The sequence below is a fragment of the Secundilactobacillus pentosiphilus genome (genome assembly GCF_002217985.1).
Lineage (GTDB): Bacteria > Bacillota > Bacilli > Lactobacillales > Lactobacillaceae > Secundilactobacillus > Secundilactobacillus pentosiphilus.
In genome coordinates, this window is sequence record NZ_BCMI01000007.1 from 33,214 (window position 1) to 47,454 (window position 14,241).

The following is a 14,241-nucleotide window of genomic DNA, read 5'->3' on the forward strand; positions in this document are numbered from 1 at the left end:
CTAGCCTAAACGTGTTCTCCAAGGCAAAAATCTGCATGTAGTGGGCTAGGGACACAATCCCCAAAACCAGGGATTGCTTGCGTTTTTCTCTTACCTAGCTTAAACGTGTTCTCCAAGGCAGGGTCCTGCGTGTAAGGCCAGGGCGACACAAACCCCAAGCCCATGGGTTTATGTCGCCCTGGCCTTACACTCCGGTCCCTAAGCGCCTTGGTTCACACTCTTATTTTTGCCACCCCCTCCCCATGCTTTACCTGACCACTTTTTGTCTCTAGTTCAAACTTTGCTGCCTTATCCGTGATCACCATCATTACCGTATCATCATAACCCGCCTTTTTAATCGCCGGCTGCCAAAATTCTATTAGTAAGTCACCCTTTTTCACTTTTTGGTCCTGCTCCACATACTGGACGAAGCCCGTCCCCTGCATATTGACCGTGCCGATTCCAATATGAATCAACGTCGCAACGCCTTGCTCTGAGACCAACCCGATGGCATGCCTCGTTGGAAACGTCACCTTGACCGTACCGCTAAACGGTGCGTAGATTCGTCCGTCCGCCGGTTTGATGGCGAAACCCTGCCCCATTTTACCGGAAGCAAAGTTGTCATCCGCAACCGCACTAAGCGGTTCAATCTCACCGTCGATCGGCGCCGCATACTGATCACTCACATCACCATTAGCAGCGATGAAATCCACGTCCTCACCGAGTGTTTTTTCCCAGGTTTTTTCTAATTCTTCAACGATTTGGGCGTGTTGCTTTTCATCCAACGTCACTTTTTTAAAGAAGATCAGCGTTCCAATCAGGATCAGTGCTGCCGGGAACCCAAACATCATTAATTTAAACACCATGTGACCGTGCGCAGTAATATCCGCGGCTGATGCCCCAGCGGTCATTCCAGCCCAGACCGCCGTTAAACCAACGACCCCGTTAGAAATAGCCCCGCCCATCTTATCGAGTAAGGGTCTTACCGATAGGGTCAACGACTCATCCCGATGACCAAACTTCAACTGACCGTATTCAACGGAATCGGTAATGATCATCAAAACCACTAAGAAAATCAGCGGCTGCGGAATATAAAACAGCACCGCAGCGGTCAATACGAGCGGTAACGAACTTCCCGCTAATAAGAAGATTACAAGAGCAATGATCATGACCGAAATGGAAATGAAAAACACGTTTCGCCGACTAAATTTCTTAGCCATTGGCGGAAAGGCAATCACGGCGAAAACCCCAATAACCGCGTTGATCGAAGCTAAAATACTGAACTGCGACGCATCGCCTAAAATATAGGTGAAGTAGTACAGTTCCAGTGCGTTGGTGATCTGCATACCAGCCGTATACAAAGCATACGTTAGCGACAGCCACATTAATTGATCGTTTCGCGTCAGCACCTTCAGTACACCACGGAAAGTCGTTTTTTCTTTGTTTTTACGCAGCTCAGAATTCTTTTCCTTGGTTCCTAGGCCAACAACCACGGCAGAAATAAAGGAAGTGGCAGCCACCACTAGCGCAAAGGCAAACCAGCCGCGATTATCCCCCTGACCGTTATTGGAAACTTGAGAAAACATCAGCACGATCGGCATCACCATGACCCCCACAATGTTCGCCCCAATGTTTGACCCCACCCGGGCGAAGGTCGCCGTTTTTTCCCGTTCGCGTGAATCAAATGACAACGCGGGAATCATCGACCAGAAGCCAACGTCTTTAAAGGAATAAAAGATATCCATCGTGATGTAAAGCAGTGCAAATACAATCAGGTATAGGTACGGATTCGACGTGTTCAGTCCACCCATGTTGGTGAACAAAACCGCAATGATGACCGCACTGATGAACCCGCCACCAACGATCCAGGGCTTAAAATTCCCCCATCGAGTAGACGTATTATCGATCGTATTGCCAATAAACGGGTCAATCGCCAGTTCCACGAATCGCAGAATAAAAATAATCAGCGTAATATAGCTGATCATTTTAGCGTTCATCCCACCACCGCTCTTATCAAATAAGTGAGAAGTGACGAACATGATGAAATAAGTGGACAGTGTTGCGTAAAACATATCGTGTCCAAAGGCCCCAAAAGCGTACGATAGTCGTGAAGTTAAGACTGACTCTTCCTTTTCTTGCATGATACTGCTCCTTTAATTAAGCGTGGGCTGCAACTCATCGGCAACCATCACGTTGATTATTTGTAGTTTCGTAAGCGGTTTTAATAAATGCTAACCAATAATTGCTACCGGGCATATACCCAGTACTTACCGCTACGACTTTTGTTTCAGCGCTGCCTGTGCTGCGGCCAATCGGGCTACTGGCACCCGATAAGGCGAACAGGAAACATAGGTGATCCCGATGGCATTGAAAAAGTTGATTGAGGCGGGATCACCACCGACTTCACCGCAGACCCCTATTGGCAAAGCCGGTTTCGTTTGACGGCCCTTTTCAATGGCAATTTCCATTAATGCGCCTACCCCCTCAATATCAACCGTTTGAAATGGATCGGCTGGTAAAATCCCCTGTTTGATGTATTCCGGCATAAATGAACCCACGTCATCACGCGAGTAGCCAAAGGTGAGCTGCGTCAGATCATTGGTCCCGAAGCTGAAAAAGTCTGACACTTCAGCAACCTGGTCCGCAGTGACACAAGCCCGCGGCATTTCCATCATTGTACCCACCGCGTATTTAAGGTGAAGATCCGATTCGGCCACCATGGTATCGATCTCATCCGTAACGAGCTGACGCACCCATGCCATCTCGCTTCTTGAGTCAGTCAACGGAATCATGATGTGAGGGTGCACTTCAAGCCCCTCATCATGCAACCGGATGACCGCCTTCATAATGGCTTTGACCTGCATTTGATAAATATCTGGGAAGGTTACTGCCAGTCGGTCTCCCCGGTGTCCCAGCATGGGGTTGAGTTCCTTAAGCGCGCTCGTCCGTTCCCGTAATTTCTCAGGTGCCAAATGGATCTGCTGAGCAACGGCTTGAATCTCCTCTTCATCATGCGGCAAAAATTCGTGCAGTGGCGGGTCCAGCAGCCGAATGGTCACTTCTTTGTCCCCCGCTAGCTTGTACAATTGGTAAAAGTCTTCCTGCTGCATTTGCAGTAACTGCGCCAAGGGTTCCGCCCGCCCTTGAGCATCTTCAGCCAAAATTAACCGGCGCATCTGAACCAGCCGTTCCGGTTTGAAGAACATGTGCTCGGTCCTCGTCAAACCGATCCCATCCGCACCGAAATCTAACGCTTTTTGGAAATCCTGCGGCGTATCCGCATTGGTATAAACCCCCATTTGAGCAACGTCTTTTGCCCAATCCAGCAGAACGGATAACTCACCCTTGACCCCGGCAGAAGTGGTCTTGATCTGACCAAGGTACAATTCCCCAGAAGTGCCGTCAACCGAGACCCAGTCACCTTCGCTGATCACTTGGTCGCCAACTTTGGCAACTTTAGCCGCGTAATCCACGGTGATTTCATGTGCCCCAACAACCCCCGTGGCGCCCATCCCCCTGGCAACCACAGCTGCGTGAGAGGTCATGCCGCCCCGCGAAGTGACGATGGCTTGACTGACAATCATCCCGTCAATGTCTTCCGGTGAAGTATCTTGTCGAATCAAAACGACCTTTGTACCATTGTCGGCCGCTTGCTTCGCATCTTCAGCGGTAAAGTAAGCTTGACCAGTAGCCGCTCCCGGTGACGCCGGCAGCCCCGTTGTTAACGGCGTTTGCTGTGCTAGTACCGCCGGGTCAAATTCGGGATGAAGCATTGCTGAAACGGATTCAGGGCTCACCCGCAGAAGCGCCTGAGTCTTAGTGATCAACCCTTCAGCAACTTGATCCACCGCAATTTTGACGGCAGCATAGGGTGTTCGCTTGCCATCACGTGCCTGTAAAAGAAATAACTGGCCGTTTTCGATGGTAAACTCAAGATCCTGCATATCTTGGTAGTGATTTTCCAGCTTTTCGGCGATGGTCATCAATTGATCATAAATCGCCGGCATTTCTGCTTGCAGCACTTCAATGGACTGTGGTGTCCGAATCCCCGCAACAACGTCCTCCCCCTGAGCGTTGAGCAAGTATTCGCCGAAAACTTTTTTCTCACCAGTGGCAGGATTGCGGGTAAAAGCAACGCCAGTGCCCGATCGATCACCCGCATTACCAAAGACCATCTCCTGAACATTCACAGCGGTTCCCAGTGACTCCGAAATATGGTTTTGCTGACGATAAACCTGCGCGCGGTGATTGTTCCACGATTCAAAGACGGCGTTGTTTGCAGCTAGAAGCTGGTCTTTCGGCGATTGTGGAAATTCCCCCTTCCCGGCTTGCTGATAAATAGCTTTAAACGCCGTCACGATTTGCTTCAGATCGGCCGCCGTCAGCTCTAAATCACTCTGATAGCCATGGGCTTGCTTGGCCGCGGTTAAAACCTGGTCGAAAGTGGCTTCTTCAATGCCATAAACGACGTTGCCAAACATGGCTAACAAACGTCGGTAGCTGTCGTAAGCAAAGCGTTCATTATGTGTCAGCGTCGCCAAAGCAGTCACCGTTTGATCGTTCAGCCCAATGTTTAAGATCGTGTCCATCATGCCGGGCATAGAAATTGCCGCACCCGAACGGACCGAAACTAATAGTGGTTGACTGGTGCCGTTGAATTGTTTGTGGGTCATCTGACTCAGATGATCCAACGCCCGGTCAAGTTCCTGCAGCAAACTCTCACTCAGTGCGTGGGTTTGCTGGTATTCATGACAAGCTACCGTTGTGAGTGTAAAGCCGGGTGGCACTGGCAGACCTAAACGGGTCATCTCAGCTAAATTAGCACCCTTACCACCTAACAGGTCACGCATCGACATGTTGCCTTCTGAAAATTCATAGATGAGTTTTGCCATATAACCACTCTTTCTCGTAAATAAAACGTTATATTTGTTCGATTTATAATGTATATTAAATAATTTTTGATTTCAAGCATTATTATTTCAGAAAGCCCAGTTATCCCGGCTAATCAACATTTGAAAATATACGAGTCCGTTTTCCCCAATTTAAAATGCCATGAAATTCCCGCTCCATAACGTCATACTTCTTTTATTAAGAGAAATAATACTATTATTTTTCTTAAAGAATGACTGTACCCCAAATCGTGTCCTAGCCGTTTAAACTAAATGATGCCTATTCCGGCAACTTTGTCGGAATAGGCATCATTTAGTTAAATTTTGTCACACGTTTAATTACGCTTGTTCAATAAAATGCTGAAAAATTCGGTTCTTGGTAATCCTTCCAGTGACCCTTTGCGGCGCCTGCTGATCCACTACTGGTAACGAGTCTACCTTGTGCTTTAGGAGCAGTTGGCCGGCCTTCTTCACCGTTGTGTCAGCCGTCACCGTTATAATATTAGGCATCCGGGTCATAATCACACTCGCCAGGATGGCTTCTGGATTCGAATTATTGAAACTCGCCCTTAACAAGTCCTTTCGTGAGATCAGTCCCGCCAAGTGATCTTTTTGATCAACCACGAGCAGTGTCCCCACATCCCGCAGGAACAGCTTACTGATTGCCTCCTGCAGCGTTGCGTCATCCTTGATCGTTATCGCTGGCTGCATAATGGCAGAAATCGGCTTTTCGTATAAATTGGTATAATCAACACCCGCGTGGCCATCACCGCGATAGACGTAACCCACTTTGGGGCGTGCAGTCAGCACTTCAACTGCCGTGAGCAACCGTAGATCTGCACGAATGGTGGGTACGCTCAACCCTAGTTGATTAGCAATTTCTTCGCCAGTTAACGGGCTTTTTGCTTTTAGCATCTGAACAATTTTTTGCTGCCGTTCTGTAAATTCCATTGGTTCATCCCCCACCTATGCTCTGATATTTATGACTATATTATATCACTAATATGACGTGATAATAGACAATATCCTGAACCATTTTACTAAAAAGGCGGGCTGGTGTGAGCCAGTAACCCGAAGTTTTCGGTATTGATCCAAAAAAATACCCCATCCGGCAATTTTGTCAGATGAGGCATTTTTTAAACGAGATTAACCCCGTTTGTTTTTCAAAACGATTCAGATTACCAGAGATAATCAACCGGATTCTTAAGGTACTTATCATAGACATCCTGGACGATTTGCATTTGTTCAGGCTTTAGGGCCGGCAAATCTGAAGCTACCGTGTTACGTTCGATCTGATCTGGTGAACTAGCTCCCGGAATGGCTGCACTCACCGCATCAAACATCAGAATGTAACGCAGTGCCAATGCAGCTAAGTTATCCGTTCCAAGACGCTGCTTTAATTCTTGAGCAGCTTTGACACCGGTCATGTAATCAACCCCAGAGAAGGTTTCACCCTTATCAAAGAGTTCACCATGACGGTTAGTCGTTCGGTGATCTTCCTTACCGAACTTCGTATCAGCCGTAAATTTACCGGTTAACAAACCACTTGCTAACGGTACTCGGGCTAAAATACCAACGTTGTTTTTCTTCGCTAGGTCAAAGAAGAGTTTCGATGGGCGCAAACGGAACATGTTGAAGATAATTTCAACTGCTGAAACGTCATAATCCATTGCTTTAATGGCTTCTTCGACCCGTTCAACACTGACACCGTAGTTCTTGATTTTACCCTCTTTTTTTAGTTTATCCATCGTGAAGAAGGTTTCAGGTGTGTAGTAGATGGACATTGGCGGGCAGTGAAGTAATACCAGATCCAGTGCTTCCAGACCCATATTCTCCAAAGATTCGTCAACGTAACGTGTTAGGTGTTCGGGGTTAAAATGCTCGGTGCTGAGAGGTTCTTCTTTACGACCAATTTTAGTTGTAAAGTGAACGTCTGGATGGGCCTTAACAAACGCACCAACTGCTTTTTCACTGTTGCCGCCCTGATAGCCGTCAGCAGTGTCAAAGAAGTTGACGCCTTGTTCATAAGCCTCTTCCAAAGTCGCCGTGGCATCCTTAATGTCAAATGGCGCACCCCATTTACCGCCAAGTTGCCAAGTTCCTAAAGAAATATCACTAATATTAAAGCCGGTTTTCCCTAGTGTTCGATAATTCATAGTTAGCATCCCTCCGTTACACAATTTATTTGTAACCATCTCAATTATAGAAGTTAGAGTGGGGTATAAGTCAAGATACTGTGTGAAAAAATCAACGAGGACTTCAGGAAACTCATGATCCAGTTACTCGTCTTCTCAACGTAACGGTTAATGCCAGCAAAAAACGCGGGATCATCAGCAGCTTGGCTGTTAGTCTCGCGTTTTTTCTTTTATGTTTTCGTAAACCTCTAACTTATCGTGTTATACGCTAAACTTTTCGGCTTCAGCTTCGGCTTCCTTAGTTGGCTTATCCCGCTTGATACCAAGGTACAATTCTTCAGCTTCACGCCGTGCCTCAATGGCTTCATTGATCGTCTTAAAGCTTTTCAATAAAACGTATTTATGATCAATCATTAACCGTGCGAACCATTTACCCGTCTGCCGATCATAAGAAACACCAATGACACCGCTTTTATTACGGGCTGATTCTGAAATTGAACTCAAAGAAATACCATCTTCATTTCGTAACTGATCGGATCGCCCCATATAATCAACGAACTTAGCGTTCTTATAAACCCGCTGACTTGATAGGTCACGTCTCAAACAGCCACAGCTTTTGGTAATGCCCGAACGCAACCGGACACCATCAACAATCGTTTTATTACCGCAATCGCACTGGCAAAGCCACATTGCATTGGAGTTTGCGGGATTATTCCCATAGTATTTCATGACGACTAACCGACCAAAACGCTGGTTGGTTAAATCAATTCTTTTGCTCATCTTTGTACGCCATCCTTTAAATATTCTAATTTTGCTTACTAATCTATTATTAGAATATCCCCCCAATTGGCAAATTAAATATTTAATATACCAATGATATCTAAGGATAATAAGCAGCTGAAAAACCATTACTTTTTAATGATAACTGTTTCACATACAGATTATAAAGTACCAATCAAAAGATGTGATTTTAGGAAAGAATTAACCCTCACTAAACGCATTATCATCGTGTTCGATGAAGTAATTGTATCATCATTCTATGAAAATTTGGAGTAATTTCTCTCAAAATGTTGTTCTTCACAATTATTGGTACAAAATCTAATATTTGTTCATAAAAAACGTGCAACGGTTAGTCAGAAATATCACCAAATACCTTTTTTAAATCAAATATTCCAAAAATATTCTTTACCCCTGCTTATTTAAGCCGACTGTATTTCACCGCAAAAGTGGGGCCAAATAGCGTATACTCTAACTATTATCTATGAAAAGAGGTTTCAGACAATGTCATACTCAATTAGCCAAGTGGCTGATAAAACCGGCCTGAGTGCCTTTACCTTACGATATTACGAACGTGAAGGCCTGCTGCCGCTTATCAAGCGTAACTCGTCCGGCCGCCGTGAATTCTCTGACGCGGATCTGGATTTCATTGACTTGATCACCTGCCTGAAGGATACCGGGATGTCACTAACTGAAATTCGTCACTTTGTGTCATTAACGCTGCAGGGTGATTCAACGTTAGAAACCCGTCTTAATATCTTCAAGCAGCAACAGCAAGCCGTTCGTCGGCAAATCGAACAAGCCAACCAGCATTTAGCCAAGTTAGAGTACAAAGTCCGTTTCTACACTGCCGCCTGCGAGGCAGGTACTGAAGCCGCCGTTTCGGGCGATTGTGAGCTGCCGGGTCAACCCATTATCATTGACAACAGCCTACGAATAAACAAAGCTCACACTTCAAATTAAATCAAAGGGGCATCAACCAACTTTCCGCAGAAGAAGATTGGTTAATGCCCCTTTGATGATTTAAAGATTTGATTTTACGGCAATGTATTGCCCGCAGCAAAGTAAACGTCGTACCACTCTTGCTTTGTCAATTCAACATCAGCACCAGTAATACTCTCTTTAAGGTGATCCTGGTTCATCGAACCCAAGATAACCTGCATATTTGCTGGGTGACGTAGGATCCAGGCAGTAGCAATGGCATTCTTTGTTACACCCTTTGCGTCAGCAAGTTCCTGCAACTTGGCATTTAAGTCCGGGAACTTAGGGTTATCAATAAATGGCCCTTCGAACATCCCGTATTGGTATGGCGACCAAGCTTGGATCGTCATGCGATGCAACCGCGAATATTCAATAATTTCGCCATCATGGTTAACACTGCGATCATCGCTCATATTGACGTGAAGGCCGAAATCAATCGGACCGGTATGCATGACGCCAAATTGCAGCTGGTTGACCATCAGCCGTTGACTAACGGCTGATTGAAGTAAGTCAACTTGCATGGGATTGCAGTTTGAAACCCCAAAGTGACGAACCTTACCAGCTGCTTGCAGTTCATCAAAAGCAGCTGCCACCTGATCGGGTTCCATCAGTGGATCCGGTCGGTGCAGTAAAAAGAAGTCCAGGTAGTCGATCCCCATCCGCTTCAAAATACCATCAACAGCGTCAAGCAAATGTTGCTTAGAGAAATCGTACCGCTGACCAAAAACGAGGTCACCATGACTACGCTTAGGATCCAGCACGATACCGCCTTTCGACTGAATAATCAGGTCTTCACGCTTAACGCCCGATTTCTTCAAAGCCTGACCAAAGATTTCTTCGGACTTGCCCCCACCATAAATATCGGCAGAATCGATAAAGTTGACACCCTTATCGGTAACGGTGTCCAGTACCTTAGCGGCGTCATCAACATTGAGACTTACCATCCGCATAATACCCAGTGCGACGGCAGAAGCCTGTAAACTTGTGTTGCCTAATGCTACATTCTTCATCTTAATATAATGCCTCCTTTTAACAGTTTCTATTATAAGTGTTTAGTTAGAAAAAAGAATAAAATTTTTTATAAAATGGCTTGGTGAAATTACGCACCTTGAATGACAAACGAGAATGAATGATCCTCTTCAGCTGAAACGTGATACTTTTGTTCAACATCTGCACCCCAGCTGTCAATGCCGCCAACGCCACGAACGGCGCCAAAAACGGTGAATACTGTACGTCTTGGTGCTGGTAATTCCTCAATATGGGTGGCATTTTCTAATTCCTCAGCCGTGTATGGCAGACAGCTGAAAGCAAACGATTGTCCCGCTTGCGAAAAGGTGAGGTTAAATTCATGGTTTGAATGATCGGTATTATCCAGCGTCCGGTTACGGGTCACGGTCACTTGATTAGTCTGCATGTGCATGCCGCACTCTTGAGGAACCAAATACTTAGTGACTGGCATACCATCTACAGTGTAGTTACCTGTCACACCGCCAGCCATCCGGTCAGGATAAGTCTCCCCTGAAAGACCATCGTAGTTAAACCGTTTAGCTGCGGTTGGCATAATGAAGCGTAACCCTAGCGCAGGTAATTCAGGCAAACCAGCTTTGCCATGGTAGTTGACGCTGACCTTAATTTTGCCTTCGCCGTTGACCGTATAGGCTGCAGTCACCGTTGTCGCTGGTACCGTTAAGGTTTCATACGTGAAGGTAATTGTGACGTGATCAGCAAATTCATGGTCGCTGTAGCGATTATTTTCGGGTGAAATCGGCAGCTTGATTGGCTGATCGTTAACGGCTACCGCAATATCGGTACACTTCAGAAACATATCAGTTCCCAGCCACATAGCTGATTTAACGGAAAAACCGTTACCACGGTCATTATCAGTAGTTGCTCGCCAAAATGTTGGTTTAGGTGTGCGGTACAGCCATTCTTTACCATGCTGCACTAACGATTCCATCCCGCCGCGTTCATAACTGAAAATGTAGCCGAAACCTTCACCGCGCAAGCCTAACGTTGCGTCACCATAAATAATTTGAACTTGTTTAGTTGATGTGTTTGCCATAATAGTACTTCACCTCCTGGAGAGCTGGTTTTGGTGTCCGGTCAGCAAACAAAAGACCGTCGCCAGAGAATTCATAATCGGAATGACGGTCATCAAAGTCACCGCCATACCGCAGAACCGCCTGCCCTGTCACTTCATCTTTCACTTCGATTGCCTGGTCAATAAAGTCCCAAATAAAACCGCCTTGATACATTGGATACTTGTCGATCAAGTCATTATAAGAAGACATGCCGCCCAGTGAATTACCCATATCATGCATGAATTCACAGTCAACAAACGGCTTTTTAGGATCATTGTCCAAGTACTTTTCAATTTCCTTTGGCGGATCGTACATCATACTTTCCATGTCGGAGATCTGGTCTTCATATGCCCGGTTGCGGCAGACCCCTTCATAGTGGACCAAGCGGGTATCATCGTGCTCCTTATAAAAGGCATTCATGGCCGCAATATCGTCGCCGGCATACGCTTCATTCCCCAGTGACCAGAAGAGGATCGCGGTATGGTTCTTAAAGACTTCGTAGTTGCTGCGAGCCCGGTCGACAACGGCTTCACGCCATTCCGGCAGCGAACCCGGTACGTTATAGGAAGGCTCAACGGCCCCCATCTTTTGCCAGGTTCCGTGTGATTCCAAGTTATTTTCAGCCATCATGTAAATACCGGCCTCGTCACACATGTAGTACCATTCGATTCGGTCTGGGTAATGACAGGTTCGGACAGCGTTAATGTTATTTTCTTTAAAGGTCTTTAAATCATGTTTCATGTCCGCTATGGAAATGACCCGGCCTGACTTAGCGTTCCATTCGTGACGGTTAACCCCGTTCAAAATGATTCGCTTGCCATTGAGCAGCATGATCTTGTTCTTCATTTCAACGCGTCTGAAGCCGAACTTATAAGGCACAATTTCAACAACTTGTCCCTGTTCATCCAGCACCGTGACCTTTAGCTGATACAAGTACGGATCAGTATGCTGCCACAGACGCACGTTTGCAAACTGTTCATGGTTAATTTCAATTTCATCATTAACGGCCTTGGTTGTCTCAAATAACTGCTCACCACCAGCATCCGTAATGGCTACTTTCACACTGCCCTTAGCGTTGCTCTGCCGGTTCAATTTTAATTTGAGACTAAAGTCCCCGGTGGTCATGTCATCCGCCAAGTTACCAATGATCCGCATATCCTGAACGTGGACTGCCGGCTCACCGACTAACCGAACACTGCGGAAGATCCCCGAAAAGCGGAACATATCCTGGTCTTCAATAAAGGCTGCCGTGCTGCGTTTGAAGACTTCAACCGCAATCAGGTTTTCGCCGTCTTTTAGATACGGCGTTAAATCAAACTCAGACTGGGAAAAACTGTCTTCAGCATAACCAACGAACTGGCCGTTAAGCCACAAATACATGGCCTGTTCAACACCGTCAAACTGGACGACTACCCGCTGTTGCTGACGCAGTGCTGGATCCAGCGTGAAGGTTCTCAAATACGAACCCACGTAGTTGTCTTCACCGTCGCTGAACATGCCTGCGCCCTTTTGGTCCTTGCCTAAAGCATAGGCTGGCCGCCGGTACATCTTACCTTCCCACGGGTAGGTCGTATTAATGTACTTCAATCGCCCATAACCCGCGATTTCAATGTGCTCCGGTACCGTAATGGTATCAAATTCACTATGGTCATAATCCGGCGCGTAAAAACCAACCGGCCGCTCGCTAGGCTGTTTAGCAAATTTGAATTGCCACGTCCCGTCAAGCGACTGGGTAAACTGACTCTGACCAGCGGCTAAATCAGCTTCGCTCTGATAAAAGCGGTGGTCACTATGAGCTGGCAGTTGATTGACCCGAAAAGTCTGCGGGTCATCCAACCAGCTTAATTCTGGTTTCATCATGAATCCCTCCTTATGCAAAGGCGTTTTATTAAGCGCTTACAGAACCATGATAAATGATTTTGGGTTCACATAACAGCCTCTTTAACTAAAATTTTACTGATACTTTAATTTACTGAAACGTCATTAATCTCTGTTATCCTAATATATACTATGTCGATTGCATGCCTCACTCGTTCTACCAATCACCTACCCGAAAATAGCTGGCAAAAGAGACTTACGAATTCCGTCATTAAGACCTATAATGAAACTTATCTGTATACGAAGGAAGGAACTGTTGTGACGATCGTAAGGATCATTTTTGGCCAAACTGCCATCATGTTTCTGATCATGCTGGTTGGTTTTCTCTGTTTTCGAGTCGGCTTAGTCGACGAATCTGGCAGTCAGCAAATTTCTAATATCGTGATTTACATATCGAACCCCGCGTTACTGCTAAATTCATTTATTGGTAATCTGAAAGCATCACAAATGATCGATGGCTTGTACGCCTTGATCATTTTAACCGTGATGATGCTGGCAACCATCGCTGTTGCCAAACTGATCTTCCGAAAGCCGGAACAAATGCTGATTCGCTTCGCCCTGATTTTTGCTAACCTAGGCTTCATTGGTCTGCCGCTTTCAAAAGCCGTACTGGGAACGGGCAGTATCTTCTACATGAGCATCTTCGTTGGGGTCTCCAACTTCTCACTGTGGACCTATGGGATCTATATGGTCTCCGGCGACCGCCGTACGATTCAGCTCAAACGGCTGGCAGTCAATCCGGCCATCTTAGCCCTGATCTTTGGCCTGCTGTTTGCTTTAACCGGCGTTAAATTGCCAAGTGTTCTGGGGACCGCCGTTTCCGACTTAGCTGACATGAACTTACCGCTAGTCATGATTGCCATGGGATGTTATCTAGCACAGGGCGATGTCCGCAGCGCCCTCAAAAGCAAGGCACTCTACCAAGCAGTCGGTGCCCGCCTGATCATTGCACCGTTGATCGTGCTGGCCATTTTACAATTTATCCCCAATCAATTCATGATGGTCAAGGAAGTGATTCTGCTAGGGCAGGCAACACCCGTGGCCGCGCTAATGGCCATCTTCAGCAATACGTTTCATAAGAATTCGCTTTTCAGCACTACCGTTGTGGGCTTAACCACCCTTTGCTCCTTAGTCACGATCCCACTATTCATGGGACTGGCACAATGGCTGTGGCATCTCTAACGGAAACAAGTAAAAGCGCTCATTTGACCGAATCGTCAAATGAGCGCTATTTTAATGTCTTATTCGGTGATGAAAACGTACTGTTCCAAGTCTTCCAACCAATAAGTACGCACTTGTTCTGGGTGGTAGCAAACAATGTCTTGTAAGAAAACGTTGCCGATTAAGGTGTAATAAATCTCTTCAAGGTCGTTGCAAGTCTCCAGATAACCGATATTTTTACGGTGTCGAAGGCTTTGGCTTGCTTCTCTCCAGCTGTCTGGAAGAGTGGTTAATCCATATTGACGAGCCAAGTCGCGCCAACTTCTCATTGGTACAACCGGCGCCTTTGTTGCTATTGCA

Annotated in this window: 11 protein-coding genes; 2 read left to right on the plus strand and 9 right to left on the minus strand. The window is 46.3% G+C overall.

The features are described 5' to 3' along the window. Positions 1 to 212: 212 nt before the first annotated feature. The 5 genes from CES81_RS04930 to CES81_RS04950 all read right to left on the minus strand — a co-directional run bounded on the left by CES81_RS04930 (position 213) and on the right by CES81_RS04950 (position 7,783). Positions 213 to 2,120: a sugar MFS transporter gene (locus tag CES81_RS04930; protein WP_089120907.1), complete on the minus strand. Its 1,908-nt coding sequence runs from the start codon at positions 2,118 to 2,120 to the stop codon at positions 213 to 215. Positions 2,121 to 2,252: 132 nt separating this feature from the next. After that, entirely contained in the window at positions 2,253 to 4,871 is a 2,619-nt protein-coding gene (ppdK, locus tag CES81_RS04935) for a pyruvate, phosphate dikinase (protein ID WP_089120908.1), read from the minus strand. Between the two features lie 336 nt (positions 4,872 to 5,207). Next, entirely contained in the window at positions 5,208 to 5,819 is a 612-nt protein-coding gene (locus tag CES81_RS04940; RefSeq protein WP_089089322.1) for a helix-turn-helix transcriptional regulator, read from the minus strand. A gap of 227 nt (positions 5,820 to 6,046) precedes the next feature. Continuing rightward, positions 6,047 to 7,024: an aldo/keto reductase gene (locus CES81_RS04945; protein ID WP_089120909.1), complete on the minus strand. Its 978-nt coding sequence runs from the start codon at positions 7,022 to 7,024 to the stop codon at positions 6,047 to 6,049. A 240-nt stretch (positions 7,025 to 7,264) separates the two neighbouring features. Beyond that, positions 7,265 to 7,783: an AP2 domain-containing protein gene (locus tag CES81_RS04950; protein ID WP_089120910.1), complete on the minus strand. Its 519-nt coding sequence runs from the start codon at positions 7,781 to 7,783 to the stop codon at positions 7,265 to 7,267. Between the two features lie 501 nt (positions 7,784 to 8,284). Here CES81_RS04950 and CES81_RS04955 point away from each other — a divergent pair. Beyond that, complete coding sequence (locus tag CES81_RS04955) at positions 8,285 to 8,743, plus strand: MerR family transcriptional regulator (protein WP_089089319.1); 459 nt, start codon at positions 8,285 to 8,287, stop codon at positions 8,741 to 8,743. Between the two features lie 74 nt (positions 8,744 to 8,817). Here the strand turns inward: CES81_RS04955 and CES81_RS04960 are convergent, their stop codons facing one another. The 3 genes from CES81_RS04960 to CES81_RS04970 form a co-directional block, all read right to left on the minus strand. Continuing rightward, positions 8,818 to 9,771, minus strand: a complete 954-nt coding sequence (locus CES81_RS04960) for an aldo/keto reductase (protein WP_089120911.1) — start codon at positions 9,769 to 9,771, stop codon at positions 8,818 to 8,820. A gap of 89 nt (positions 9,772 to 9,860) precedes the next feature. Next, positions 9,861 to 10,823: a beta-galactosidase small subunit gene (locus CES81_RS04965; protein WP_089120912.1), complete on the minus strand. Its 963-nt coding sequence runs from the start codon at positions 10,821 to 10,823 to the stop codon at positions 9,861 to 9,863. After that, positions 10,804 to 12,699 (minus strand): glycoside hydrolase family 2 TIM barrel-domain containing protein, encoded by a 1,896-nt coding sequence (locus CES81_RS04970; protein ID WP_089120913.1) that lies wholly within the window; start codon positions 12,697 to 12,699, stop codon positions 10,804 to 10,806. The genes CES81_RS04965 and CES81_RS04970 overlap by 20 nt, the downstream gene beginning before the upstream one ends. A 279-nt stretch (positions 12,700 to 12,978) precedes the next feature. Here CES81_RS04970 and CES81_RS04975 point away from each other — a divergent pair, with 279 nt between their 5' ends. After that, the gene (locus CES81_RS04975; protein WP_180949733.1) at positions 12,979 to 13,902 is read left to right on the plus strand and encodes an AEC family transporter; all 924 of its coding nucleotides are present in this window, start codon (positions 12,979 to 12,981) and stop codon (positions 13,900 to 13,902) included. A gap of 59 nt (positions 13,903 to 13,961) precedes the next feature. On the opposite strand, the gene CES81_RS13385 is transcribed toward CES81_RS04975, so the two are convergent. Next, positions 13,962 to 14,210 (minus strand): hypothetical protein, encoded by a 249-nt coding sequence (locus tag CES81_RS13385; protein ID WP_125924055.1) that lies wholly within the window; start codon positions 14,208 to 14,210, stop codon positions 13,962 to 13,964. Between the last annotated feature and the right edge of the window lie 31 nt (positions 14,211 to 14,241).

Bases quoted from the DNA above. Each gene is read 5' to 3' on its own strand.
- CES81_RS04970 (WP_089120913.1), bottom strand. From the start codon at position 12,699: ATGAAACCAGAATTAAGCTGGTTGGATGACCCGCAGACTTTTCGGGTC.
- CES81_RS04965 (WP_089120912.1), bottom strand. From the start codon at position 10,823: ATGGCAAACACATCAACTAAACAAGTTCAAATTATTTATGGTGACGCA.
- CES81_RS04930 (WP_089120907.1), bottom strand. From the start codon at position 2,120: ATGCAAGAAAAGGAAGAGTCAGTCTTAACTTCACGACTATCGTACGCT.
- CES81_RS13385 (WP_125924055.1), bottom strand. From the start codon at position 14,210: ATGAGAAGTTGGCGCGACTTGGCTCGTCAATATGGATTAACCACTCTT.
- CES81_RS04945 (WP_089120909.1), bottom strand. From the start codon at position 7,024: ATGAATTATCGAACACTAGGGAAAACCGGCTTTAATATTAGTGATATT.
- CES81_RS04960 (WP_089120911.1), bottom strand. From the start codon at position 9,771: ATGAAGAATGTAGCATTAGGCAACACAAGTTTACAGGCTTCTGCCGTC.
- CES81_RS04940 (WP_089089322.1), bottom strand. From the start codon at position 5,819: ATGGAATTTACAGAACGGCAGCAAAAAATTGTTCAGATGCTAAAAGCA.
- CES81_RS04955 (WP_089089319.1), top strand. From the start codon at position 8,285: ATGTCATACTCAATTAGCCAAGTGGCTGATAAAACCGGCCTGAGTGCC.
- ppdK (WP_089120908.1), bottom strand. From the start codon at position 4,871: ATGGCAAAACTCATCTATGAATTTTCAGAAGGCAACATGTCGATGCGT.
- CES81_RS04950 (WP_089120910.1), bottom strand. From the start codon at position 7,783: ATGAGCAAAAGAATTGATTTAACCAACCAGCGTTTTGGTCGGTTAGTC.